Source organism: Rhodococcus sp. NPDC060176 (assembly GCF_042728675.1).
Classification (GTDB): Bacteria; Actinomycetota; Actinomycetes; order Mycobacteriales; family Mycobacteriaceae; genus Rhodococcus_F.
On the sequence record NZ_JBHWYS010000002.1, the window covers coordinates 1,088,401 to 1,112,916 of the forward strand.

Sequence of the window (24,516 nt, forward strand, 5' to 3'; positions counted from 1 at the left end):
TGCCCATTTTCAGAGCAGGCTTCTCGACGACACACGCAGGAGTTCTACTCGATGGATCTGAACTTGATCACCCATTGGCACCCGCTTCCTGGACGGGTAATCGAATGGGGCGTCACGCATGCTTCCGCTCAGCGAGCCGCCGAAGCCGAGATCGACCGAGAACTACCCCCGACCACGATGCAGGATCGCCACCTGCGACGCGCCCGCGTCACAGCAGAAAAGGGCGATCCTCAGTCTCCGTGGATCGGTATCGCCTTCGATTTCGCCGGAACCCTCGACCGCGACGCCATGACGCGAGCCCTGCAGCGATACGTCCGACGACACGACACACTGCACAGCTGGTTCTCCTTCGACGAGGCCACCACCGACGCAGCAGACACCTCGTTCGAGGTCCGTCGACACGTCGTGCCGGTCGAGAGCATCGAACTCGAGTACCGCATCGGCGACGACGTCTCCGAAGCCGAGGCGATTCGCGCGCTCGTCGCCACCAAATTCGCCACGGAAACCAGCGCGCTGCAGTGGCCGGCATTCGTTTTCGGCGCCGTCGAGCACGATCACACGCACACGGAAGCCGAGCCGAGTTTCACCCTGTTTCACGCCGTCGACCACGCTCACTCGGACATGAACTCGATGGTCCTGATGTACGCAGAATTGCGTCAGCTGTATGCAGCGGAAACGACCGGGACACATCCCGAGCTAGGCCCTGCGGGAAGTTACGCGCAGTTCGGCCGAGTCGAGCAAGCACGGACAACCGAGCTGACGATGCAGTCACCCGAAGTACACCAGTGGCTCGGTTACCTCATGCGCAGCGGCGGCTCGTTTCCCGGATTTCCCCTCCCACTCGGGGCCGAGGACGCCCCCAAACCGGCTATCGGTTCGCGATTCGACCTGGCCGACGACACCGAGTGCGAAAAATTCGGCGCGATTTGTAAAGCCAACGGCGCCAACTTCATCGGCGGAATTTTCACCGCTCTCGCGATCGCGGAATTCGAACTGGCCGGGCGCGACAAGTACATCGCTCTCTCGCCGGTCAGCACGCGAACCGAGGCCGACTCGTTTGCGCAGGGTTGGTACATCAATCTGATCCCCGTCGGCATCGACGTCGACGACAAACGACGTTTCACCGAATTGGCGAAAGTCGGACAGCAGGGTTACCACGACGGCAAAGCGCTGCTGGACGTTTCCGTTCAGCAGGTCATCGATCTCGTTCTCTCCAGCATGTCGGACGAGAACTCCTCAGCACCCGGCGGACTGTCGAAAACGCTCACGCCGCCGCCGATCGTCTCGTACATCGACGGTCGACGCATGCCGGATCCATACAGTTACGTCGAGACGAAGGCTACGGGAATCGTCGGCGGCAAAGAGACTCAGATCGCGTCGATGTGGATCAACCGGATGCACACCGGTACGTGGATCGCCGTGTCACACCCCGACACCCCCATTGCCCACGAGTCGGCCACCCGCTTCGCCGAGCACGTCTCCAACATCATCAAAACTGTTGCAGCTCAGGGCGACTACTCGTTCTCCGCACCAGAGGGAGTGTCCTGATGCATGTCACCTCGATCGATCGATACGGACTCGAGCCCGGAATCGTCACCGAATGGTCGCTCCAACCCGCTGACGGCGCCGTCACGGAGTCGGAGGTACCACCGTCGTACAACCAGCATTTTCATCTCGAAACTGCGCGAACACACGGCATGGGCCGGAGTGTGTGGATGGCAGCCGCATTCGACCTTCCCGGCGAGCTGAATCGGCCGGCACTCGATCTCGCACTGCGCCTGTTCATCAGTCGCCATGACACGCTGCACACGGGATTCGAGGTGGGCGAGTTCACCACCACCCGAATGGGACTCGACCCTGACGGCACACACATCGAGACTTCCGAGCCTCTGAAATTCGATTCCACCGAAGACCTACGAGCGCACCTCAAGAAGCGATTCACGACGGTGTGCGATCCTCTGACCTTCCCTGCCTACACGTTTGCCACGGTCGAACGCGAAGAGCACTACACGGTTCTGAGCGCGTTCGATCACACACTCGTCGACGGTTATTCGTTGGTCATCGCCCTCGGGGAACTGCGACAGATCTACGAGGGACTGATCGTCCTCCCCGAACTCGGCGACCGCGAGGCCGTCGACGCAGTGATGAACCGGCTGGGTGACCCGGGAAGTTTCGTGCGGTACTGCGAATTGGAGGCCGACGCTCTGCTTCCCGTCGACAACGACCCCCGAATCCGCGAGTGGGCCAGGTTCTACGAGATCTGCGGCGGCACCTCGCCGAGTTTCCCCTTGGATCTCGGCGTCGAAGGAGGAAAGCCCGCGCCGCAGGGCGCCGATGTGCGCGTGCTGCTCGACGAGGAATTGACGGCGACGTTCGACGAGATCTGCCTCTCCGCCGGCGGTAGCGTTTTCACCGGAATCCTCACTGCGATGGGCCTTTCCGTTCACTCGTACACTGGACAGTCGACACTTCCGCTGCAATTCCCACTGCACATCCGCAAAGATCCGCGATGGGCCGACGCGATCGGTTGGCTCACCACGAGTGCGCCGATCACGGTGCAGATCACTCCCGATGCGGATTTCGGTGCATCCCTTGCGCATACGCACGCGTCGTTCCGGGTTGCGTTGACGCTCGAAGGCGTCACCATGGCTCAGGTTCGAGATGCTTTGGGCGACAAGATTCGACGCACGCGTACCGACGTCTTCATGGTGTCGTACATCGACTACCGCAAACTGCCCGGCACCGACGATCACGATCTCCTCAACGCTCATCACATCAGCAACGTGACGGTCGCCGACGATGCCCAGTTCTGGATTTCGCGGACGAACCGCGGTCTCTCGCTGCGCTCTCGCTTCCCGGACACCGACACCGCAAACGAAACCATGGTGAATTTCCTCACCGAGCTCGACCGGATTCTGAGAGAGGTCTGCGCCCGGGGCGTGACGCCGATCGGAAGTGTCACCGAACAATTGAGAGATTCGAGCGTCGGAGCAGGAACACCGAGAATTTAGTTTCGGCAACGGGTACGAGCAGGCAGAACCTGCTTCCAGGCGTCTCGCCTTGCGCACAGCGCATAGAATCGATCAAGTCCGTGTTCGAACCGAACGATTCGTCTTCAGGAGTACGCCCGTGCCCGTTGCCCCCGATCCCTCCACCGCGTTTGCCGAGTTCGCGCATCCCGACCGGTTGGTCTCGACGGAATGGCTCTCGGCGAATCTCGGCGCGCCGGGTCTCAAGGTCGTCGAATCCGATGAAGACGTGTTGTTGTACGACGTCGGCCACATCCCCGGTGCCGTCAAGATCGACTGGCATCTCGACCTCAACGATCCGGTCACCCGCGACTACATCGACGGCGCAAAGTTCGCGGAGTTGATGAACCGCAAGGGCATCAGCCGCGACGACACCGTGGTCATCTACGGCGACAAGAGCAACTGGTGGGCCGCGTACGCACTGTGGGTCTTCACCCTGTTCGGCCACGAGGACGTCCGCCTGCTCGACGGTGGCCGCGACGCGTGGATCGCCGAGAACCGCGACACCGCTTTCGACGTTCCCGAAATCACGTCGACCGATTACCCGGTCGTCGAGCGCAACGACGCTCCCATTCGCGCATTCAAGGACGACGTTCTCGCACACTTGGGCGACGGGCCGCTCATCGACGTGCGATCTCCGCAGGAGTACACCGGCGAGCGCACCCACATGCCCGACTACCCCGAAGAGGGTGCGTTGCGCGGCGGACACATCCCCAGCGCTCTCAGCATTCCCTGGGCGAAGGCAGCGGCCCCGGACAGCCGCTTCCGCACCCGCACGGAACTCGGCGAGATCTACGGCGACCTGTCGGCCGACGACGACATCGTCGCGTACTGCCGCATCGGTGAGCGTTCCAGTCACACCTGGTTCGTGTTGACCCACCTTCTCGGCTACCCGAACGTTCGCAACTACGACGGTTCATGGACCGAGTGGGGCAATGCCGTGCGCGTCCCGATCGTCCAGGGCGAAGAGCCCGGCGCCGTTCCTTCCTCCGTATCGGCGTCATGAGCGCTCTACCTTCGGCTCTGGCCGAGATCGTCGAAGACTTCGCAGCCGTCGGAGCCTCGGACAAGCTCACCCTTCTCCTCGAGTTCAGCCGAGAACTGCCGCCGTTGCCGGCGGAGCTCGAACAGAGCGCGATGGAGCCGGTCCCCGAATGCCAGTCGCCGCTGTTCCTCTCGGTCGACGATTCGGACCGCGACAACGTTCGCCTGTACTTCAGCGCTCCCCCCGAGGCTCCCACCACGCGTGGTTTCGCATCGATCCTCGCGCAGGGGCTCGACGGTCACAGCGCCGACGAGATCCTCGGTGTACCCGACGACTTCTATTCGGCACTCGGTCTCGCAGAAGCCGTGAGCCCGCTCCGTCTGCGCGGAATGTCGGCCATGCTCGCGCGCATCAAGCGGCACTTGCGGGGCTGAAAACATGGAGTTCACCGAACTGGCCGACTATGCGATTCCGGCCGGCGCACTCGTCGAATGGTTGCCGTGCGCAACCGGGCCCTGGGTTCCGGATCCGCGGCCCGTCTCCTACATTCACGAGGCACATCTCAACCGTTCCGCTGCCGGCGCAGGCGACAAGTCTTGGCTGGGAACAGCTTTCGAGATTTCCGGCCCGCTCGACGTCGACGCCTTCCGAGTTGCACTCGGCCGGTGGATCGACCGTCATGAAGTTCTGCGCTCGCATACCGTCCTCGAACCCTCGAGCGGCGAGATCACGCGGCACACCGTCCCGATCGGCGGCATCGACATCGGGGTCGTCAGCCACGGCTACGACGCGTCCAGCCAGGACAACTTCGATCACCTTCACCGCCTCTTCGACGACTACGCGTCGCCGCACAGTTGGCCGTCGTACGTCTTCGCGACGTTGACGCCGCGCGGTGGCGACGGTCCGTTCACCGTGTTCTTCGCAGCGGACCATTCGATCATCGACGGGTTTTCCATCGTGCTCGTCGCTCACGAGATCGCAGCGCTGTACCGCGAGGCGGCGACCGGCAGTGCGGCGAATCTGTTCCCCGTGGGCAGCTACGTCGATTTCGGTGCCGTCGAACGCGAGCAGATGGCCGATATGGAGGCCGAAAAGGCTGCGGTCGAGATCTGGCGCGGCGCGCTCGGCAGTGACGGATTACCCCAGTTCCCGCTACCGATCGGTGAACGTGGAAACGAATCTCAGAACGGCTTGTCGACCTGGCTTCTCGACGCCGACCAGTCCAAGGCCTTCAGTTCTACGTGCGCAGCCTCTGGCGTGGGGTATTTCGCCGGACTGCTCGGCGGCCTTGCCGCCGTGGGTCGCGAAGTCGCGGCAGCCGATCGATTCGAGGTCGTGACGCCGGTTCACACCCGTAGCGCCCAGGAATGGGCGGGTGCGCTCGGATGGTTCGTCGGACTGTGCCCAGTCGAGTTCGTGGTCGGATCGAACTGTTCGTTCGGCGACCTCGCGAAGCGCGCCGCCGACTCGATCGCTTCGGTCAAGCCTGCCGCCGCTGTCCCGTTCGATCGGATCGGCGAGCACCTCGGAACGCCCATCCGACCGCGATTCGTGGTGTCCTACATGGACGTTCGCTTTGTACCCGAGGCCGCACAGTGGCCCGAATGGAACGCCAGAGCACTCCGAAGCAAGGCATACACACACGACGTCTACATCTGGATCAACCGCACACCCCAGGGCCTCAACCTCGCAGTCAGGTACCCAGGCAACGAGACGGCGAATGCCGCGGTCCACGCCTACGTGGCCGCACTGCGCCGGACCGTCGAAGAAATCGTCACCGAACCGGACACCGGCACCTCCGACAGCTACTCATCGGTAGTTTTCGAAACCGTTTCCTAAGCCGGAGTGGGCTTTAGCGATCCGGTTACAACCAGCGCCGAAGCGATGCATACACTCCGAAGTGATGCCAATCCCCCGATGGTGAAATCCCAGAGGAATACACCGCGGAGACAGACTATGCGAACCACAGGAGGCTCAGTGCCCAGTCATGCCAGCGCGCACATTACGAAGGTGCTTGTCGCGAACCGCGGTGAAATCGCGGTACGGGTCATCCGGGCGGCCAAGGATGCCGGCTACGGCAGCGTTGCCGTCTACGCCGAGCCCGATGCAGAAGCGCAGTTCGTGAAGCTCGCAGACGAGGCATTCGCCCTCGGTGGACAGACGTCCGCCGAGTCCTACCTCGTGTTCGACAAGATCCTCGACGCAGCCAAGAAGTCCGGCGCCGACGCCATCCACCCCGGCTACGGTTTCCTCTCCGAGAACGCCGACTTCGCCCAGGCCGTCATCGACGCGAACCTGATCTGGATCGGTCCCTCGCCGCAGTCCATCCGCGACCTCGGCGACAAGGTCACCGCTCGCCACATCGCGGAGCGTGCGAAGGCACCGATGGCGGCCGGCACCAAGGATCCCGTCAAGGGCGCCGACGAGGTCGTCGCATTCGCCAAGGAATACGGCGTACCGGTTGCGATCAAGGCTGCCTTCGGCGGCGGTGGACGTGGCATGAAGGTCGCGCAGACCATCGAGGAAATCCCCGAACTGTTCGAGTCGGCAACCCGTGAGGCCATCGCAGCCTTCGGTCGCGGCGAGTGCTTCGTCGAGCAGTACCTCGACAAGGCCCGCCACGTCGAAGCTCAGGTCATCGCCGACCAGCACGGCAACGTCGTCGTCGCCGGTACCCGCGACTGCTCGCTGCAGCGTCGCTTCCAGAAGCTCGTCGAAGAGGCTCCGGCCCCCTTCCTGACGGACGACCAGCGCGCACGCATCCACGCGTCCGCGAAGGCCATCTGCAAGGAAGCCGGCTACTACGGCGCCGGAACGGTCGAGTACCTGGTTCAGGGCGACACCATCTCCTTCCTCGAGGTCAACACCCGCCTCCAGGTCGAGCACCCCGTCACGGAAGAGACCGCGGGCATCGACCTCGTGCGTCAGCAGTTCCTCATCGCCAACGGCGAAGAACTCTCCATCAAGGAAGATCCCACCCCGCGTGGACACTCCTTCGAGTTCCGCATCAACGGTGAAGACGCCGGACGCGGCTTCATGCCTGCCCCCGGCCCGGTCTCCGTCTACCGCGAGCCCACGGGCCCCGGCGTTCGCGTCGATTCCGGTGTTGTCGCCGGCGACGTCATCGGCGGACAGTTCGACTCCATGCTCGCCAAGCTCATCGTCACCGGAGCCACGCGCGAAGAAGCCCTCCAGCGGGCTTCGCGCGCCCTGGCCGAGTTCGAGATCGACGGCCTCGCGACCGTCCTCCCGTTCCACCGCCACATCGTCGAGAACCCGGCATTCGTCGGTGACGGCGAGAAGTTCGACATCTACACCAAGTGGATCGAAACCGACTGGGAAAACCCCATCGAGCCGTACGCCGGTTCCGGTGCTCCCGCGGACGACGAGGACGAGGCTCTGCCGCGTCAGAACGTCGTCGTCGAGGTCGGTGGACGTCGCGTCGAGGTTTCTCTCCCGGGTCAGTTCTCGCTCGGCAACGGCGGCGGCGCTGCCTCCGGTGCTATCCGCAAGAAGCCGAAGGCGCGCAAGCGCGGCGGCGCAGGCGGAGGTGCAGCATCGGGTGACGCTGTCACCGCTCCGATGCAGGGCACCGTCGTCAAGGTCGCAGTGACCGAAGGCCAGGAAGTCGCCGAAGGCGATCTGATCGCGGTTCTCGAAGCGATGAAGATGGAAAACCCCGTCAACGCGCACAAGGCCGGTGTCGTCACCGGACTGTCCGTCGAGCCGGGTGCAGCAATCACGCAGGGAACGGTTCTCGCTGAACTGAAGTAAGGCCTCCGGCCCCGTGCGCCTTTCCGGTAGTCCCCACTACCGGAAAGGCGCACAGTCGTTTGAGTAGGCTGTAACGATGGCTGACGTCCCCGACATTCGCATCGGCACTGCAGAACGCGAGCAGGCACTCGATCTCCTGAGCGAGCACTTCGCTGCAGGGCGCCTCACCGTCACGGAATTCGACGAGAGAAGCGGAATCGTCAGTGCCGCAACAACTCGCAGTGAACTCGTGCCGGTGTTCGCCGATCTACCGGGCAACTATCAATCCCCCGGCACAGCTCCCCTGTCGATGGTGACGCCTCCCGACGCACCGGCGGAGCGAGGGTTCACCCCCGACTGGTCCGGACGGATCATGGCCGTCATTCCGATTCTCGCGGTGATCCTGTTCTTCGTCACCGGTACCTGGTTGTGGTTCCTCGCCATTCCCCTTGCCGGTGCGCTGCTGTTCGGCACCGACAGGGAACGCAAAGCCAAGCGCCGCCGCGAGCGGGGCTCCGACTGATGGAGCCGATCGAGATCAACGCAGGTGGCTGGTATCTGCGGGCGTTGCGCGCAGACGAGCGTGTGGACGACCGCCCAGCGCTTGCCGACGGCGGTATCACCAACCCCGAGTACGTGAGTCAGCGGAGCGCTCAGTGGCACGAAAACAGCGTCTACTCCTGGGCCGTCTGCCAACCCAACACCGGTGAGCTCCTCGCCGAGGTCGTTCTGACGCCTCTCGACTCCACTGCCCTTCTCACCGGCTGGGCCCGCGACGGGCACACCGAGGCACTCGCGACAGCTGCCGAGGCCGTCACGAGGTTCGCCGAAGGTGCACTCGGACTCGTTGTCGTCGAGGGACAGACGAATTGAAGAACAGCCGATACTGGCCGCTGGCGATAGCCGTGGTCATTGCTCTGATCATGCTGTTCTCTCCGGGCTCCACCGTGCCGTCGAGCCCGGAGAACACCGACAAGATCACCCACACGTTGATGTTCGCGGTGTTGGCGATCACCTCGCTGCACGCCCGGATCCCGGCGTGGCTCACGGCGGTGTGGTTGGTGATCTTTGCCGCGACATCGGAGGTTCTTCAAGCAGCGCTGCCCATTTCGCGTTCGGGTTCGATCTGGGACGGCACCGCCGACCTGCTCGGCATTGCCATCGGAATCGGTATCGTCAGCCTCGTGATGCGGCGTCGAAGCGCCCGCGACGACGAGCCGAGCAGGTCCTGATCAGCTGAGCAGGTTGCTCCGCAACTGGTCCTGGGTCGACGCGTCGATCTTCAAGCCGTCGGTGAAGTACGCCTCGATCGATCCGTGGACCTGCTCGAGTTCTGCCATCGACGCCTCCAGGTACTCGCGCCTGACACCGAGGACACCTTCGAGCAGGGTGGGGTCGATACCCTTCGCCTCGAATCGTTCGAGGAGTGGCGCGAACATCGGCAACAGAATCTTGTTGGTTTCGAGGTAGTCCGCGAAGACCGCGTCCTCGGAGGCACCCAGGAACAGCAATAGCGCGGCTGCGGCCCAACCCGTGCGATCCTTGCCCGTGGTGCAGTGAACGAGTGCCGGCGAACTGGACGGCTGCGCCAAGTCGACGAACAGTTGCCGGTACGACGCGACCGCACTCGGCAAGGTCACGAAATCGCGGTAACTTCCCTGGAAGTATTCGAGTGCCTGGCCGCTCCCCAACGCTTCGGCAGCGAATGCCGGGTCGGCGATCATCTGCTGCATCTGAGCTGGAATGGCGCGATACTGCTTGTCCGCCAACACGTCCAGGCCGAGTTCCCGGATACCGTCCGGTGTCAAGTCCGGCGCCGTCTCACGTTCGGATTCGGTGCGCAGATCGTAGATCGTGACGATGCCCAGATCGGCGAGGGTCTGTGCGCCCTCCGCACTGAGCGACGCCAGGTCCGTGGAACGAAACACGCTCCCGGTGCGCACGGTGCCACCGAAGCTCGATTCGGGGCCACCGATGTCTCGGAGGTTCGCCAGTGACGGTACGACGGAAGACAAGTTCGGAGTATCGGTCATACCTATGAATGTATCTGTCACCGGAAAAGGGCGGCCGGAGAAACAAGATCGAGACACATCATCTCCCGTAATTGCTGCGCTACAGATCCGTAACATGCTCAAGTAATCCTGTGGACATGCCTACAACGAATTCCAGTGGTCTCGGAGCCTTCGATGCGCTCGGTGACCACCAGGCAGTCGCGGCCCTGCTCGAGTGTTGCCATTCCGCCGTGTGGGCACAGGAAATCGCCTCGTCTCGCCCGTTCACCGATCTGGAAGCTCTGTTCGACAAAGCAGATGCGGTGCTGGCCGAGCTTCCCGAGTCCGAGATCGACGACGCACTGTCCGGCCACCCACGAATCGGTGAGCGAAGCGAGAGCGCGTCCTCGACCCGGGAACAGTCAGGCGTTTCGTCCGCGACAGAAGACGTACTCGCGGAACTTCGGCAGAAGAACGCCGAGTACGAGGACAAATTCGGCCATGTTTACCTGGTCTGCGCGTCGGGGAAATCTGGAACGGAGCTCCTCGACATCCTTCGAGGCCGTCTCCGAAACGACCCGGCGACCGAGCGTTCCGTGCTTCGAACCGAATTGGCCGCCATCAATCGGATCAGACTTACCCGTCTGATCGATTCACTCGCCGGAGGCACAGCATGAGCAAGTCCCTGAGCACGCACGTTCTCGACGCGACGACAGGCAATCCCGCGGCGGGGATTCGCGTCGAACTTCGTGATCGAGGCGGCGCCACGATCACCACTGCCGAGACCGATTCCGACGGCCGCATCCCCGAACTTGCTCCGGGCGGCCTGACCGCCGGTCACTACACCCTGACTTTCGACACCGGAACGTATTTCGAGACCAACGGACAAGAGAACTTCTACCCGGAAGTGACAGTGACCTTCCGGGTGGACGACACCGCACGGGGCTATCACGTCCCATTGTTGCTGTCGCCCTTTGCTTATTCCACCTATCGCGGGAGCTGAAAACGTGACTACCGAAAACATCACAACCGGCAACATGACGACTGGCAGTACGAACACCGACCGGTTGAGCGGATCCATCGAACTCTCGGGCCACCAGTACGGCAAAGCGGAAAATCGGGTAGTCCGAATCTATCGCGACACTCCTCGTCACGAGATCCACGACATCAACGTCTCCACCTGCCTGCGTGGAGATTTCGCCGACGCGTACCTCACCGGTGATCAGTCGAAGGTTCTGCCGACCGACACGCAGAAACAAACGGCCTATTCCTACGCCAAGGAAAAGGGCCTGATCTCGATCGAGACGTACGGACTCGAACTCGCCCGTCATTTCGTCGACGACATCGAACCGGTCAGTGGCGCGCGGATCGAGATCGAGGAATATGCCTGGGAGCGTGCGGTTGTCGACGGCAGCGAGCACGACTACACCTGGATCCGGAAGGGTCAGGAAGTTCGAACGGCGTCGATCACCATCTCCGATACCGGGACATGGGTGATCGGTGGCTTGAAGGACCTGGTGATCCTCAAATCGACCGGTAGTGAGTTCTCGGGTTTTCTCGAAGACCCGTACACCGTTCTCGAGCCGACCGACGACCGGGTCATGGCAACGACGTTGGTCGCCCAGTGGCGATTCGTCACCACCGACGTCGATTGGGAATCGGTCTACGTGGGCATCAAGGCACAGATCGTCAAACAGTTCGCACAGGTACATTCACTTGCCCTGCAGCAGACACTCTTCCACATCGGTAAGGCAATTCTCGAGGAATTCCCGATCATTGCGGAGGTTCGACTCTCGGCACCCAACAAGCATCATTTCGAATATGCACTCGGCCGCTTCGGTGTGGAGAACGACAACGAGGTGTTCCACGCTGCGGATCGTCCCTACGGGCTGATCCAAGCTGCGGTCAGCCGATCCGACGCGCCGGACGCAGGACCGTCGTGGACCACCTATGCCGGTTGGTTGTCGTGACCGAATCAGCCCCAGGGGCAGCCCTCGTCGTCGCAGGCGCCCATGTGGTCACGATGGACGGTGACCGCTCCGAGTACACCGACGGCTATGTGGTGATCTCTGGCAACAAGATCGTCGACGTCGGCGCCGGAAAGCCACCCGAATACCCGGGTGCGCAAGTGATCGACGGGAGTGGTTGCCTGATCACGCCGGGTCTGGTCAACACACATCATCATCTCTACCAATGGATCACCCGAGGCCTGGCTGCGGATTCGACGCTTTTCGAGTGGCTGACCACCCTGTACCCCGTCTGGGCGGGTATCGACGCCGACGCCGTGCACGTGGCGGCCACCGGCGGGCTCACCTGGTTGGCAAAGACCGGGTGCACGACCACCACCGACCACCACTACGTCGTTCCCCGCGATGCCGGGGACGTTTTCGAGGCCGAGATCAATGCTGCCGCACAGGTCGGTCTCCGATTCCATCCGTGCCGTGGGTCGATGGATCTCGGCCAGAGTTCCGGCGGCCTACCACCGGATCACGTCGTGGAGAACCTCGATGACATCCTGACCGGAACGCAGGCCGTCATCGATCGCTGGCACGACCCGAGTCCCGGATCGATGCTGCAGATCGCGGTTGCACCCTGCTCACCCTTCTCGGTGACGGAGTCGTTACTCCGCGAGTCCGCGACGCTGGCGCGTGAAGCCGGTGTCAGGATGCACACGCATCTGGCCGAGACGTTGGACGAGGAAAGCTTCTGCAAAGAGTTTTTCGGTTGCACACCTGTCGAATACATGGAACGCGTCGGCTGGGTGGGCCCGGACGTCTGGTACGCACACGCAGTCCATCTCGACGACGCCGGTATCGAGACGATGGCGCGAACCGGAACTGCGGCGGCGCACTGCCCGACCTCCAATGCTCGACTGGGAGCCGGTATTGCCCGTGCCGTGGATCTGGTGAACGGCGGGGTCACCGTGGGCCTCGGCGTGGACGGTGCGGCGAGCAACGAAGCGTGCAGCCTGATCGAGGAGTCGCGTCACGCACTTCTGTTCGCTCGTGCCAAGGGCGGCCCGCAGGCGATGACCGTGCGAAAAGCATTGGAACTTGGCTCTGTCGGCGGCGCACGAGTTCTGGGCCGCGACGCCGAGATCGGATCGATCGAGGTGGGGAAGCTTGCCGACCTGGCGGTGTGGAAGCTCGACACCGTCGCCCATGCCGGCATCACCGATCCGGTGGCGGCGCTCGTACTCGGCTCGACTCCCCCGTTGAAGTTACTGCTCGTGAACGGTCGAATCGTCATTGCCGACGGCCGAGTCACCACCGTCGACGAGGATGTCGTGGCCTCGGATGTCGCACGAGCACACCGCGACCTCCTCGGAAAGGCGTGACGGCGCGATGGATCTGCACAGTGTCGACGAAGTACTGGTGCCGCGGAGCCGAGCCGAGATCCCCTGCGCATCACCCGGAATCGGGTTCATCGGCGGTGGCACCTGGCTGTATTCGGAACCGCAGCCACACCTGACCACGCTCGTCGACCTGTCGGGCCTCGACTGGGAAGCCGTCGAGGTCAGCGATCACGGTCTCGAGATCGCGGCCACCTGCACGATCGAGGAACTGTGCCGCGCCGAACTGCCCGCGTCGTGGACCGCCGCTCCGCTCTTCCGTGAGTGCGCCGATGCATTGCTCGCATCGTGGAAAGTGCTGCGATACGCGACAGTCGGCGGCAACATCGCACTGTCCTTCCCGGCCGGCGCCATGACGACGCTGTGCACTGCCCTCGATGCCGATCTGACGATCTGGCGCCCGGACGGAACCGAATACTCGTTACCCGTAGTCGAATTCGTCATCGACGATTCTCGCAACGTCCTCGGCCCCGGCGAGATCATCCGCAGTATCCGGATTCCCGCACACGCATTGACCGCACGCACCGCGATGCGGAAACTGGCGCAGACGTCGCTCGGGCGCTCTGCCGTCGCCGTGGCCGGCCGGTGCGGCGTCGACGGTTTCACCCTGGCGGTCACCGCTGCCACCCGACGTCCGTACGCTCTGAAATTCGACAAGCTCCCCGACACCGCTGCACTCGCGAATGCGTTGCGCAACAGGATTCCGGAAGACGCCTACTTCACCGATGTTCATGGAACTGCGCCATGGCGGCAGGCGATGGCTGCGCTCCTCGCCGAAGAAATCCGAGGTGAACTGGAATGAAGTACTCGGTGGACGGAGTTCCCCGCGACGACCAACCCCGCCCTGGGCAGTGCCTGAGAACCCTCCTCCGCGAGCATGGAACGAACTCCGTCAAGAAGGGGTGCGACGCCGGGGACTGTGGGGCGTGCTCGGTGCTCGTGGACGGGCACCCGACCCACTCGTGCATCTTTCCAGCCCATCGCGTCGACGGCCGCGAGATCGTCACCGCCGCCGGTCTCGGTACACCGGAGAGTCTGCATCCCACTCAACAGGCCTTCGTGGATGCGGGCGGCTTCCAATGTGGGTTCTGCACAGCAGGAATGGTGGTCACGGCATCGGCACTGTCTCCGGAGCAGAAGACCGATCTCACCTGCTCGATGAAGGGCAACCTGTGCCGCTGCACTGGGTACAGATCGATTCGTGACGCCCTGGCGGGTACTGCGAACACGGAGACGGCCGCGTTGGGCTCGGCCCAAGGCCGTTCGATCGCCGCGCCGGCTTCCACTCGAATCGTCACGGGTACCGAGCAGTTCACGATGGACTTCGCCCCGGGCGAGATGCCGAACGGCTTGCTTCACACCGCGGTGCTCGGGAGTCCGCACGCACACGCGCACATCACCGGGATCGACACGCTGGCAGCCGAAGCGGCGCCAGGCGTCGTGACGGTACTCACCTTCCGTGACAGTCCGGACGTGTTGTTCTCGACTGCTCGGCACGAGGACCGCAACGACGATCCAGACGACACACGGGTGTTCGATCGCACTCTCCGTTTCCGCGGCCAACGCGTCGCCGCGGTCATCGCCGAAACCCCTGAGCAGGCTTGGCGTGCCCTCGCCCTGATCGAGGTGGATTACGAGGTCGTCGACGCGGTTTTCGAACCCGACCGTGCGCGCTCCCCCGGCGCTCCGCTCCTGCACGGTGAGAAGGACGAGAGTTCCCGGATCGCCGCGGCCTCCCGCAATGTGGTTGCAGCACTTCACGATGGTGTCGGTGACCTGGATCGCGCGCTGCAGGATGCGGCTGCCGTCGTCGAGGGCACCTGGCAAACCGCACGGGTCCAGCACGTGGCATTGGAAACCCACGGCGCAGTGGGATGGCTCGACGAGGATGACCGCCTCGTCATCAGAAGCAGCACGCAGGTGCCGTTCCTGGTTCGCGACGAGTTGGCCCACATCTTCGACCTCGACCGCAGCCGCATCCGCGTGTTCGCCAAGCGGGTGGGCGGAGGTTTCGGCGGGAAGCAGGAACTACTCACCGAGGATCTGGTCGCACTGGCCGTCCTGCGAACCGGCAGACCTGTGACCTACGAGTTCAGTCGAAGCGATCAGTTCACCATCGCACCGTCGCGGCACCCGATGCGGGTCTCGGTACGTGCCGGCGCCGGTGCCGACGGAACTCTCACCGCGCTCGCCATCGACGTCCTTTCTGACGCCGGGGCGTACGGGAACCATTCGATCGGAGTCATGTTCCACGGTTGCGCCGAATCCATGGCGGTCTATCGCGCTGCGACAAAACGCGTCGACGCCGAGGCGGTTTACACGAACAACGTTCCGTCCGGGGCCTTCCGTGGTTATGGACTCGGTCAGATCATCTTCGCCGTCGAGTCGGCCATGGATCAGCTCGCGGAGCGTCTCGGCATGGACCCCTTCGATTTTCGGCGGCGCAACGTCGTCCTGCCCGGAGACGACTTCGTCGACTGGCACGTCGAAGACGGCGATCTCGAGTTCGGCAGCTACGGGTTGGACCAGTGCATCGACCTCGTCGACGGTGCGCTCTCGAGCGGACGCGGAGAACAGGCACCGACCGGGTCCCGTTGGAAGACCGGCCAGGGCATGGCGATTGCGATGATTGCGACGATTCCGCCGCGCGGTCACTTCTCCGACGCCTCCGTCACACTCGAGGTCGACGGTCGGTACGTCGTGAACATCGGGACCGCCGAGTTCGGCAACGGAACCACCACGGTTCATCAACAGATCGCTGCCACGGAATTGCGGACGACGGTGGATCGCATCAGGATTGTTCAATCCGACACCGACGCCGGTGGATATGACACCGGAGCGTTCGGGTCGACGGGAACGGTAGTTGCCGGAAAGGCTCTCCTGATCGCCTGCGAACGCCTCCGTGAGCGGATACTGACCCGCGCTGTACGAGTGAGCGGGCACGGAGCGCAGGTCCGCGATCTTTCGCCGAACGGGGTCGAATCCTCGCTCGGTTGCATCGATTTCCCGACACTGCTCGAAGGCGGCCCGCTCACCGCGGACGGCCGTCACGACGGAACACCCCGCTCGGTCTCCTTCAACGTCCACGGTTTTCGCGTCGCCGTCGACACGTACACCGGCCGGGTGAAAATTCTGCAGTCCGTTCAGGGCGCCGACGCCGGAACCGTCATGAACCCGGCCCAGCTCCGAGGGCAGGTGGAAGGTGGTGTGGGACAAGCCCTGGGCGCTGCGCTGTCGGAGGAAATCGTCATCGAGGAAGGCCGGGTGATCAATCCGCAGCTGCGCAATTACCACGTTCCACAGATCGGGGATCTGCCGATCACCGAAGTACTGTTTGCGGACACGTACGACAAGCTGGGGCCTTTCGGCGCAAAATCGATGAGTGAAGCACCCTTCAATCCGGTGGCACCGGCGTTGGCAAACGCAATCGCGAATGCATGTGGAGTTCGGATGTACTCCACTCCGATGACACCGGACCGGGTGTGGGGCGAGATGCAGAGGCCCTAAGTCTCGCGAGCAAGTACGCGCTCGACTGCATCGACTGCGTCGTCCAGCTCTCCGGTGGTCACGGTCAACGCGGGCCGGAATCGGATTCCCCTCTTCCCGGTGGGCAGAATCATCACGTGCTCGTCTTCTCGTAGTCGCTGCACGACGCGATCGCGAAGGTCGCTGTCTGCCAACGTGATCGCGCACATCAGCCCACGACCTCGCGGCTCCGTCGCCGCCGCGTACTGTTCGCAGACTTCGGTCAACCGGGCAAGGAGATGCGCACCCGTGAATCGCGCCCGGTCGATCAGTCGGTCCTGCTCGATGACTTCGAGTATTCGCCGGGCACGAACCATGTCAGTGAGGTTGCCACCCCACGTCGAATTGATCCGGGAACTGACGTGAAACACGTTGTCGCGCACCTCATCCACGCGACCACCAGCCATGATGCCGCACGCCTGCGTTTTCTTGCCGAAAGCCACCACATCCGGATGCAGACCCAATTGTTGGTAAGCCCAGGCAGTTCCGGTGATTCCGCACCCGGTTTGCACCTCGTCGAGAATGAAGAGGGCGTCGTTTTCGTGGCACAACTCCTGCATCGCCTGCAGAAATTCCGGTCTGAGGTGATGGTCGCCGCCCTCACCCTGGATCGGTTCGGCGATGAAACAGGCGATGTCGTCGGGGTTGTCGGCAAAAGCTCGGCGCGCTTGATCGAGAGCTTGCCTCTCGGCAGCTTCGACATCGCGGCCGTCTGCCAGGTACGGCGAGTCGATACGTGGCCAGTCGAACTTGGGGAATCTCGCAACCTTGCCCGGTTCGGTGTTGGTGAGCGACATCGTATATCCACTGCGGCCGTGAAAAGCCTCGCTCAGATGCAGGACCTTCGTCCCCAGATCTCCTGACAATCCACGACTTTCGTTCAACCGACTCTTCCAGTCGAAGGCAACCTTGAGCGCATTTTCCACCGCAAGGGCGCCGCCGTCGACGAAGAACAAGTGTGGAAGTGCCGAATCCCCCAGGACGCGAGCGAAAGCCGCAACGAAGCGCGCCATGGGTTCGGTGTAGATGTCGGAATTACTCGGCTTGTTGGAGGCCACGACGGCCAACTCCTGCTGGAACTCCTCGTCGCCTGTGATCGCCGGGTGATTCATCCCCAGGGCGGAAGAGCCGAAGAAACCGAACATGTCCAGAAACTCGGTTCCGTCCCGCAGGTCGCGGAGGTAGGAACCCCTCGACCCTTCGACGTCGAGAATCAGATCGAATCCGTCGACGAGGATGCTGGCCTTCAACACCTCGTAGACCGGAAAGAGCGCACTGTCACCGAAGTCTCGCATCGCAGTACTCATACGCGAAGATTATGTCAATTTTACGAAAGTGTCGATAGAACACCGTAAAAGTTACTGAACGCCCGTCATTCGTCGTAAAAAGTTTGTAGGATGATGGTGCTTCGTGTGTTGACGTTGGCTGCCGTACGGATCTCCTGCAGCAATCGCTCCAACGCCCGAGGTGACGCCACCCGGACCAGGAGGACGTAGCTTTCACTCCCGGCTACCGAGTGACACGAGACGACCGCCGGCAGATGACGCAAGCGAGCAGGCGCATCGTCGGGCTGCGAAGGATCGAGAGGAGTGATGGCGACAAATGCGGACAGATTGTGACCGAGTGCCTCCGGATCGATCTTCGCCGAGTACCCACGAATCACCTTGCGAGATTCCAAACGACGCACTCTCGACTGGACTGCGGAGATCGAGAGTCCAGCCTTCTCAGCAAGACTCGCGAGAGTGGCACGCCCGTCCAAGACCAATTCGCGCATCAAAAGACGATCGGTTTCGTCGACCGGAACACCGGCAACGTCACTGGTTTCTGTTTCTCGCACCTGCGCAGGCTAACGCAATCGGACATTCGTATGGTTGAAACCTGGGAGCTACGTGCACGGTTCGCTGCGACACTTGCACGGATGTACGGCGAGGAGGTCCCCGCTTACAACACGCTGGTTGACGTAACGCTGCAGGTGAACCGTAACTTTGCCGCGGCACATCCGGATTCTGCGGAGCGTCTGGGCACTCTCGCGCGGGTCAGTGCCGAGCGTCACGGGGCCATCAGGCTGGGCACCCTCGACGAACTGCGTGACGTGGCCATCGTCTTCGGCGGATTCGGTATGTTTCCGGTCGGCTACTACGACCTCCGGCTCACGGACTCCCCTATTCCTGTTGTCTCGACAGCATTTCGTCCGACCGATCCCGCCGAACTCGCCCGGAACCCGTTTCGCGTTTTCACCTCGGTACTGACCATCTCCGATTCCAGGTTCTTCGACTCCGACCTCGAGCGTCGGATCACTGCGTTTCTGCGTCGCCGCACCCTGTTCTCTCCCGAACTTCTTCAATGGGCACGGCAATCGAGCCGCGAGGGCGGCCTGCCAGAGCCCGAGGCGACACACTTCGTCGACGCGGCGACCTCCGCGTTTCGGCTCGGCACCGATCCCATCGACGCGGCCTGGTACCGCGAACTTGCCGCGATCTCACCGGTCGCTGCAGACATTGCGGGGCAGGGCTCGACACATGTCAATCACCTCACCCCGCGGGTACTCGACATCGACGAGTTGTACCGCCGAATGACCGAGCGCGGCATCACCATGATCGACCGCATCCAAGGCCCGCCGAGATGGAGTGGACCGCCACTGCTTCTGCGGCAGACGTCGTTTCGCGCATTGGCCGAAGACAGGCGCTTCCGCCGGCCGGACGGATCGATCACCACAGAACCGGTCCGCGTCAGATTCGGTGAGGTGGAGGCCCGCGGTATCGCATTGACCCGCAGCGGTCGAGAGATCTACGACCGACTGATCACCAGGCCGGAGGATGCACACTGGGACAGGGAATTTCCGCACTCCGAAGACGGGCTCGATGCGGCGGGGTTGGCCTACTTCACGTACCGAAACGAAGGATCGACGCTCGTCCGCGATCCCATCGTCTACGAGGACTTCCTACCGGCCTCCGCGGCCGGCATCTTCGCATCCAATCTCGATTCGGTGACCGGATTCGTTTCCGATGCGCCCGGCGCCGAATACGGGCAGGATCGATTGGAGGGCGCCATCGACCGCACCATCGAAGATCCGTTCGAGCTGTACCACGCACAACAAGAGGCGTCACGTGCCGCGCTTTCTCCCGCCTACAACCACAGCCGCCCATAACCACTGCCGCCTACAACAACAGAGGACTCCCCAGTGAACCTGCCTGATTCTTCGAGCCTCGCCGATCGCGCCGAAAGCGCCCTTGCCGCGTGCGGTGTCGAGTGGCCCACCGGCGACCTGAGCGCACATACCCCGATCACCGGTACGCAACTGCGTACCGTTCGGCAGCACTCCGCTAGAGAAGTCGACGACGCCGTCGACGCGGCGCATCGCGCGTTCCTCACCTGGCGCACCGTCCCCGCTCCGGCGCGCGGCGCGGTCGTGCGCCGGCTGGGCAGCCTTCTTACCGAGCACAAGGAGGACCTCGCGGAGATCGTGACCCTCGAAGCAGGCAAAGTCACCTCGGAGGCTCTCGGCGAGGTACAGGAGATGATCGACATCTGCGAGTTCGCCGTCGGTCTCTCCCGGCAGCTCTACGGACGCACCATGCCGTCCGAGCGTCCCGGACACCGGTTGACGGAAACGTGGCACCCTCTCGGCGTTGTCGGAGTCATCTCCGCGTTCAACTTTCCCGTCGCGGTGTGGTCGTGGAATACCGCCATCGCTCTCGTGTGCGGCGACGCCGTCGTCTGGAAGCCTTCGGAGACCACGCCGCTGACTGCACTGGCATGTGACGCCCTCCTACGACGCGCACTCGCCGACTGTGATGCACCGATCGACGTGCACCAGTTGATCATCGGCGGACGCGATGTCGGTGAGGCCTTGGTGGACAACCCACTGGTGGCCTTGGTCAGCGCCACCGGTTCCGTGCGAATGGGCCGCGCCGTGGCTCCGCGGGTCGCCGAACGCTTCGGGCGAAGCCTCCTCGAGTTGGGTGGCAACAACGCCGCAGTCGTCACACCGTCGGCAGATCTCGAGCTTGCCGTACGCGGAATCGTGTTCTCCGCCGCCGGAACTGCGGGGCAGCGCTGCACCTCACTTCGTCGGCTCATCGTGCACGAGTCGATCACCGATCATATCGTCGAGCGCGTTGCGGCCGCGTACGCCCAGCTAGGGGTCGGCAGTCCCTTCGATTCCGGTGTTCTGGTCGGGCCGCTGATCAACGAGGCTGCGTTCGAAGCGATGCAGAAGTCCCTCTCGGCCGCGCGCGCCGACGGCGGCACCGTGGTGTGCGGCGGCGACCGCGTCGGCGATTCCGGGTTCTACGTGACGCCCGCTCTCGTTCGTATGCCCGCACAGACCGAGGTGGTACGGGCGGAGACGTTTGCACCCATTCTCTACGTCTTGACATACGCCGATTTCGACGAGGCCATCACGCTGCACAACGGTGTACCTCAGGGACTTTCATCCTCGATCTTCACACTCGATCAGCGTGAAGCCGAGCGTTTTCTCGCCGCCGACGGCTCCGATTGCGGTATCGCGAACGTGAACATCGGAACGTCGGGTGCGGAGATCGGCGGCGCTTTCGGCGGGGAGAAGGAGACCGGTGGCGGTCGCGAGTCGGGTTCGGATTCGTGGAAGGCCTACATGCGCCGAGCCACCAATACCGTCAACTACTCGGACCAACTGCCGCTGGCTCAAGGCGTCGAGTTCGGCTGAACGCCTGCTGGGCGAAATCGGTGATCGCGTCGATCAGCTCCGGGAGCGCCGACAACTGCGGTGCGTGATCGGTGTCCAGGCTGACCACCTGGGCGCCGGGGACAAGTCGCTGCATGGCACGTTGAGCCTCGATCGGCACGGTTCGATCCAGGGTGCACTCGACATAGCGCCTCGGCACGGTTCCGAACCGCTCTTCGGTCCAGACCGGGGCCATCAGGCGGGCGGACTCCAATTGTGGGACCAGCATGCGCGCTGCACCGATCGCATCGGCGACCGGCGCTTCGTGGAAGAACACGGCGGCACCGGCTTCCGGCGGAACTGCCGTTGCGTCGCCGTCGCCGACGGGAACCAGCCAACGCGAGATTCCGACCGGACTTGCCAAACCGACTTCTGCACAAAGCGTTCCGAAATCCATCTGCGACGGCAGCATCATCCCTGCGACATACACGAGACCCGTTACTTGCGAAGGTATCCGCTCGGCCACCTGTGAGGCCACGATGCCGCCGCCCGAGTGGCCGACCAGGACTGCCGGCCCGTCCAATGACTCGACCACTGCCACAACATGTTCGGTAACAGCGGCAAGATCGATCACGTCGTCGGGGTTCCAACTCCCCGTGCCGGGAAGCTCCACCACGACAGGATCGAAGCCGGCGGTCTTCAAAGGGCCACACACGCGATCCCAGACCCAACCACCGGCCCAGGCGCCGTGTATCAAGACGATGTTCCGAGCGCTCACTGCTTGACCTCGGACTCTGCCGCCGCAAGCACCCGAGCCGCCTCACGAACTGCGGCGGTATTGGACCTTCCCTGCCTCGACCCGGCCAGTTTGGCCTTGATGTGATCGCGAACGGTGATGGGTTCGTATTCCAAGCCCGAGTCGTCCTGAAAACTCGGCAGAGTCGCAATGACCGCGTCGACGTTTCCGTCGTGAAAAAAGGCCGCGGATCGCCGACGCTTGATGGTGCCGTTCACCACCGGCGGCGCGACCCGGTGCAGAGTGGACATCCACCGATCGTTGGTCAGTCGGGCGGTGAGATCCCCGAGGTTGACCAACAGCGCATCGTCTTCCGGCCAGACGTCGTGCCAGCGTCGGTCGCTCCCGAGCACTTGCAAACCCTCCACCTGATCCGCCCACAACACGGTGACCAGCCCGAAATCGGTGTGTTCCCCCATTCCCTTCAACTCGCCGTCCAATGTCACCGTCCCCTGCGGCAATGCGTAGTTGTTCATCCGCAGTACGTCGATGGAATGGTCGGTGATCGACTCGAAGAATCCCGGGGCCAGACCCAGCGCATCTTCGAATATTGTGGTCAGTGTGTGTGCCACCCGCACGCCGTGGGCGTAGTAGTCCTCTACGCGCTCCCTGAATCCGCGAACAGCGGGCCACAGGTTGATTCCGTAATCCTCCTCCGAGAGTTCGAGTTCGGTAAACAATCGAGCTTCGGTTCCTACGTTGAACGCCTCGAAGAAGTCGTTCATCCGAGTCGCGGATTCGACGCCGAGACTCAGGCTCAGCGACTCGCTCTTGGGCGGGCTGTACCCACGATTCGCGCCCTCGATTCGGTAGCCCGACTTCGTCTCCATCGGCAACCGGAAGAAGTCGTCCATCGCTTCGGCGAGGCCGGAAGAAACAGCGGCCGGAACACCGTGGCCCCGAATCTGCATGAAACCTACAGTCCGACAGGCATGGTCGACTTCGGCAGCCACTCGCGCCCTGTCCTCGTCGGCGCCTCCGAGCACGTAAGGCGAGATGTCGACGACAGGGACTTCGAAAAGATCGGGAACTTCGAAAATTTCAGACTGTGACGATGGCACTGGCGTCTCCTGCAGAGCTGGTAGCGGGTTCAGTATGTGCAGCGGAGTGGAGGCTCTCGCGTGATCGCCTGGCGAGTTCACCGAGCCTGGTGTGGTTGAACAGTAGATTGAGCGAAAAAGCCGAGGCCGCAGCCAAGGTGATGCCGCTACCGAGGAGGATCTGGGCCGAGGACGGGAAGCGCTCGAACATGCCCTCCGCAAATTCCGGCAAGATACCGATCCCCACGGATACGGCGGCGATCGTGGTGTTGATCGGGTCGCTGAGGTCGACCTTGCGCAGTGTATTGATTCCGACGACCGCGACCGTCGAGAACAAGATGATTCCCACGCCGCCGACCACCGGATCAGGAAGGGCGGCAACCACTTCACCCATTCGCGGGATCAGACCGAGGACGATCAAAATGGCGCCGCTGGTAGCGGTCACGTACCGGCTGTACACCCGGGTAGTGGCAACGGCGCCGACATTCTGCGAGAAGACGGTGTCGACAAACGCGTTGAAGATCCCGCCCAGAACTCCCGACATACCGTCGGCCACCAGCCCTCGTGCGAGATCTGCTTTCTTCAAAGGCTTTCCGGTGATCTCGCTGACGGCGAGCATGCTGGCCGTCGATTCGGCGAAAACGACTGCCATGACGATACTCATCGCCACCACGGCGGTGACGGGAAACTCCGGAGCACCGAAGTGGAACGGCATCGGGAAGCCCACCCACGCCGAGCCGCCGACGCCACTCAGATCGATCAGACCCATCGGGATGGCGATCACGGTACCGATCACCAACGCCATCAGCACACCGAGCTGAGTCCACATCCCGCGACCGAGGCAGATGAACGCCACCGCGACCACAACGACAGCCGCAGCCAGCGCCAGATTCTTCGGATCGGCAAACGACGGGGAGGTCGGGTCGTTTCCGACGATCAAGCCTCCTGCGACACCGATCAACGAGATGCCGATAACTGTCAGGACGACGCCGGTGACCAGGGGCGGGAAGTATCGGACGATCTTGGCGAACGGTACGGCCAAAGCTATGCCGACAACACCACCGACCAGCATGGACCCGTACACGGCCTGCAGGCCGTACTCCTTGGCGATCAGAATCATCGGCGTCAGCCCAGCGAAGGTCGCCCCGCAGACGATCGGCAGGCGGACACCGGCGACCTTCCCGACGCCCAGGCTCTGAATGATCGTGATGATGCCTGCAACGAGCAAGTCCGCGCTGATCAGCATCGCGACTGTGCTGCGGTCCAGCCCTACGGCGGCACCGAAAACCAGCGGAACCGTGATGCAGCCGGTGTACATGATGAGGACGTGCTGAAGAGCAAAAGCAGACTGGCGGGCAAATGGGAGCCGCTGGTCGACAGGATGGATGGCCATGCGCCGA

23 protein-coding genes are annotated in these 24,516 nt (G+C 63.0%); 17 read left to right on the top strand and 6 right to left on the bottom strand.

Features of this window, described 5'->3' with window-relative positions; all coding sequences use genetic code 11:
- Positions 1 to 51: 51 nt before the first annotated feature.
- The 9 genes from ACFWEM_RS13480 (at position 52) to ACFWEM_RS13520 (ending at position 8,999) form a co-directional block, all read left to right on the top strand.
- Positions 52 to 1,548, top strand: a complete 1,497-nt coding sequence (locus ACFWEM_RS13480) for a condensation domain-containing protein (protein WP_378534108.1) — start codon at positions 52 to 54, stop codon at positions 1,546 to 1,548.
- Positions 1,548 to 3,011 (top strand): condensation domain-containing protein, encoded by a 1,464-nt coding sequence (locus ACFWEM_RS13485; protein WP_378447645.1) that lies wholly within the window; start codon positions 1,548 to 1,550, stop codon positions 3,009 to 3,011. Before ACFWEM_RS13480 ends, ACFWEM_RS13485 begins: the two co-directional genes overlap by 1 nt.
- Before the next feature lie 118 nt (positions 3,012 to 3,129).
- Positions 3,130 to 4,035 (top strand): sulfurtransferase, encoded by a 906-nt coding sequence (locus tag ACFWEM_RS13490; RefSeq protein WP_378447646.1) that lies wholly within the window; start codon positions 3,130 to 3,132, stop codon positions 4,033 to 4,035.
- Positions 4,032 to 4,448 carry a SufE family protein gene (locus tag ACFWEM_RS13495; protein WP_317553297.1) on the top strand — a complete coding sequence of 139 codons (417 nt, stop codon included), beginning with the start codon at positions 4,032 to 4,034 and terminating at the stop codon, positions 4,446 to 4,448. Before ACFWEM_RS13490 ends, ACFWEM_RS13495 begins: the two co-directional genes overlap by 4 nt.
- Before the next feature lie 4 nt (positions 4,449 to 4,452).
- Positions 4,453 to 5,853, top strand: a complete 1,401-nt coding sequence (locus ACFWEM_RS13500; RefSeq protein ID WP_378534111.1) for a condensation domain-containing protein — start codon at positions 4,453 to 4,455, stop codon at positions 5,851 to 5,853.
- 138 nt (positions 5,854 to 5,991) lie between these two features.
- Positions 5,992 to 7,788, top strand: a complete 1,797-nt coding sequence (locus ACFWEM_RS13505; protein WP_378534113.1) for an acetyl/propionyl/methylcrotonyl-CoA carboxylase subunit alpha — start codon at positions 5,992 to 5,994, stop codon at positions 7,786 to 7,788.
- 76 nt (positions 7,789 to 7,864) lie between these two features.
- A complete protein-coding gene (locus ACFWEM_RS13510) occupies positions 7,865 to 8,290 on the top strand; it encodes a DUF1707 domain-containing protein (RefSeq protein WP_378534115.1) in 426 nt (141 codons plus the stop codon).
- Entirely contained in the window at positions 8,290 to 8,640 is a 351-nt protein-coding gene (locus tag ACFWEM_RS13515; RefSeq protein WP_378534117.1) for a hypothetical protein, read from the top strand. The genes ACFWEM_RS13510 and ACFWEM_RS13515 overlap by 1 nt, the downstream gene beginning before the upstream one ends.
- Positions 8,637 to 8,999 (top strand): VanZ family protein, encoded by a 363-nt coding sequence (locus tag ACFWEM_RS13520; RefSeq protein WP_378534119.1) that lies wholly within the window; start codon positions 8,637 to 8,639, stop codon positions 8,997 to 8,999. Before ACFWEM_RS13515 ends, ACFWEM_RS13520 begins: the two co-directional genes overlap by 4 nt.
- Here ACFWEM_RS13520 and ACFWEM_RS13525 read toward each other — a convergent pair whose 3' ends face one another.
- Positions 9,000 to 9,800, bottom strand: a complete 801-nt coding sequence (locus ACFWEM_RS13525) for a tyrosine-protein phosphatase (RefSeq protein ID WP_378534121.1) — start codon at positions 9,798 to 9,800, stop codon at positions 9,000 to 9,002. It lies immediately after the preceding gene.
- A 116-nt stretch (positions 9,801 to 9,916) separates the two neighbouring features.
- Here ACFWEM_RS13525 and uraD point away from each other — a divergent pair, with 116 nt between their 5' ends.
- Genes uraD through ACFWEM_RS13555 form a run of 6 tightly spaced genes read left to right on the top strand, consistent with a single transcriptional unit; the run spans position 9,917 to position 16,617 of the window.
- Positions 9,917 to 10,435, top strand: a complete 519-nt coding sequence (uraD, locus tag ACFWEM_RS13530) for a 2-oxo-4-hydroxy-4-carboxy-5-ureidoimidazoline decarboxylase (RefSeq protein WP_378534123.1) — start codon at positions 9,917 to 9,919, stop codon at positions 10,433 to 10,435.
- Positions 10,432 to 10,761 (top strand): hydroxyisourate hydrolase, encoded by a 330-nt coding sequence (gene uraH, locus ACFWEM_RS13535; RefSeq protein ID WP_378534128.1) that lies wholly within the window; start codon positions 10,432 to 10,434, stop codon positions 10,759 to 10,761. Before uraD ends, uraH begins: the two co-directional genes overlap by 4 nt.
- Before the next feature lie 34 nt (positions 10,762 to 10,795).
- Entirely contained in the window at positions 10,796 to 11,728 is a 933-nt protein-coding gene (pucL, locus tag ACFWEM_RS13540) for a factor-independent urate hydroxylase (protein WP_378534573.1), read from the top strand.
- Positions 11,729 to 11,781: 53 nt separating this feature from the next.
- A complete protein-coding gene (locus ACFWEM_RS13545; protein ID WP_378534575.1) occupies positions 11,782 to 13,095 on the top strand; it encodes an 8-oxoguanine deaminase in 1,314 nt (437 codons plus the stop codon).
- A gap of 7 nt (positions 13,096 to 13,102) precedes the next feature.
- Complete coding sequence (locus ACFWEM_RS13550; protein ID WP_378534131.1) at positions 13,103 to 13,912, top strand: FAD binding domain-containing protein; 810 nt, start codon at positions 13,103 to 13,105, stop codon at positions 13,910 to 13,912.
- Positions 13,909 to 16,617, top strand: coding sequence for a molybdopterin-dependent oxidoreductase (locus ACFWEM_RS13555; RefSeq protein ID WP_378534133.1), 2,709 nt, complete (start codon positions 13,909 to 13,911; stop codon positions 16,615 to 16,617). Before ACFWEM_RS13550 ends, ACFWEM_RS13555 begins: the two co-directional genes overlap by 4 nt.
- On the opposite strand, the gene lat is transcribed toward ACFWEM_RS13555, so the two are convergent.
- Positions 16,614 to 17,942 (bottom strand): L-lysine 6-transaminase, encoded by a 1,329-nt coding sequence (gene lat, locus ACFWEM_RS13560; protein WP_378534135.1) that lies wholly within the window; start codon positions 17,940 to 17,942, stop codon positions 16,614 to 16,616. The two genes, ACFWEM_RS13555 and lat, sit on opposite strands and share 4 nt — an antisense overlap.
- Before the next feature lie 65 nt (positions 17,943 to 18,007).
- Entirely contained in the window at positions 18,008 to 18,472 is a 465-nt protein-coding gene (locus ACFWEM_RS13565) for an Lrp/AsnC family transcriptional regulator (protein WP_003940830.1), read from the bottom strand.
- Positions 18,473 to 18,502: 30 nt separating this feature from the next.
- Here ACFWEM_RS13565 and ACFWEM_RS13570 point away from each other — a divergent pair, with 30 nt between their 5' ends.
- Both ACFWEM_RS13570 and ACFWEM_RS13575 read left to right on the top strand, forming a co-directional pair.
- Complete coding sequence (locus ACFWEM_RS13570; protein ID WP_378534138.1) at positions 18,503 to 19,783, top strand: 2-oxoadipate dioxygenase/decarboxylase family protein; 1,281 nt, start codon at positions 18,503 to 18,505, stop codon at positions 19,781 to 19,783.
- 33 nt (positions 19,784 to 19,816) lie between these two features.
- Entirely contained in the window at positions 19,817 to 21,322 is a 1,506-nt protein-coding gene (locus tag ACFWEM_RS13575) for an aldehyde dehydrogenase family protein (RefSeq protein ID WP_378534140.1), read from the top strand.
- On the opposite strand, the gene ACFWEM_RS13580 is transcribed toward ACFWEM_RS13575, so the two are convergent.
- Genes ACFWEM_RS13580 through ACFWEM_RS13590 form a run of 3 tightly spaced genes read right to left on the bottom strand, consistent with a single transcriptional unit; the run spans position 21,273 to position 24,509 of the window.
- On the bottom strand, positions 21,273 to 22,058 hold the full coding sequence (locus tag ACFWEM_RS13580; protein ID WP_378534142.1) for an alpha/beta fold hydrolase: 786 nt from the start codon (positions 22,056 to 22,058) through the stop codon (positions 21,273 to 21,275). The two genes, ACFWEM_RS13575 and ACFWEM_RS13580, sit on opposite strands and share 50 nt — an antisense overlap.
- Positions 22,055 to 23,137 (bottom strand): isopenicillin N synthase family dioxygenase, encoded by a 1,083-nt coding sequence (locus tag ACFWEM_RS13585; RefSeq protein ID WP_378534144.1) that lies wholly within the window; start codon positions 23,135 to 23,137, stop codon positions 22,055 to 22,057. The genes ACFWEM_RS13580 and ACFWEM_RS13585 overlap by 4 nt, the downstream gene beginning before the upstream one ends.
- Positions 23,118 to 24,509 carry a uracil-xanthine permease family protein gene (locus tag ACFWEM_RS13590; RefSeq protein ID WP_378534146.1) on the bottom strand — a complete coding sequence of 464 codons (1,392 nt, stop codon included), beginning with the start codon at positions 24,507 to 24,509 and terminating at the stop codon, positions 23,118 to 23,120. Before ACFWEM_RS13590 ends, ACFWEM_RS13585 begins: the two co-directional genes overlap by 20 nt.
- Between the last annotated feature and the right edge of the window lie 7 nt (positions 24,510 to 24,516).

Coding starts and splice junctions, on each gene's coding strand:
- ACFWEM_RS13525 (WP_378534121.1), bottom strand. CDS start 9,800: ATGACCGATACTCCGAACTTGTCTTCCGTCGTACCGTCACTGGCGAAC.
- pucL (WP_378534573.1), top strand. CDS start 10,796: ATGACGACTGGCAGTACGAACACCGACCGGTTGAGCGGATCCATCGAA.
- ACFWEM_RS13515 (WP_378534117.1), top strand. CDS start 8,290: ATGGAGCCGATCGAGATCAACGCAGGTGGCTGGTATCTGCGGGCGTTG.
- ACFWEM_RS13480 (WP_378534108.1), top strand. CDS start 52: ATGGATCTGAACTTGATCACCCATTGGCACCCGCTTCCTGGACGGGTA.
- ACFWEM_RS13510 (WP_378534115.1), top strand. CDS start 7,865: ATGGCTGACGTCCCCGACATTCGCATCGGCACTGCAGAACGCGAGCAG.
- ACFWEM_RS13500 (WP_378534111.1), top strand. CDS start 4,453: ATGGAGTTCACCGAACTGGCCGACTATGCGATTCCGGCCGGCGCACTC.
- ACFWEM_RS13550 (WP_378534131.1), top strand. CDS start 13,103: ATGGATCTGCACAGTGTCGACGAAGTACTGGTGCCGCGGAGCCGAGCC.
- ACFWEM_RS13590 (WP_378534146.1), bottom strand. CDS start 24,509: ATGGCCATCCATCCTGTCGACCAGCGGCTCCCATTTGCCCGCCAGTCT.
- lat (WP_378534135.1), bottom strand. CDS start 17,942: ATGAGTACTGCGATGCGAGACTTCGGTGACAGTGCGCTCTTTCCGGTC.
- ACFWEM_RS13570 (WP_378534138.1), top strand. CDS start 18,503: ATGGTTGAAACCTGGGAGCTACGTGCACGGTTCGCTGCGACACTTGCA.
- ACFWEM_RS13555 (WP_378534133.1), top strand. CDS start 13,909: ATGAAGTACTCGGTGGACGGAGTTCCCCGCGACGACCAACCCCGCCCT.
- ACFWEM_RS13545 (WP_378534575.1), top strand. CDS start 11,782: ATGGACGGTGACCGCTCCGAGTACACCGACGGCTATGTGGTGATCTCT.
- ACFWEM_RS13495 (WP_317553297.1), top strand. CDS start 4,032: ATGAGCGCTCTACCTTCGGCTCTGGCCGAGATCGTCGAAGACTTCGCA.
- uraH (WP_378534128.1), top strand. CDS start 10,432: ATGAGCAAGTCCCTGAGCACGCACGTTCTCGACGCGACGACAGGCAAT.
- ACFWEM_RS13485 (WP_378447645.1), top strand. CDS start 1,548: ATGCATGTCACCTCGATCGATCGATACGGACTCGAGCCCGGAATCGTC.
- uraD (WP_378534123.1), top strand. CDS start 9,917: ATGCCTACAACGAATTCCAGTGGTCTCGGAGCCTTCGATGCGCTCGGT.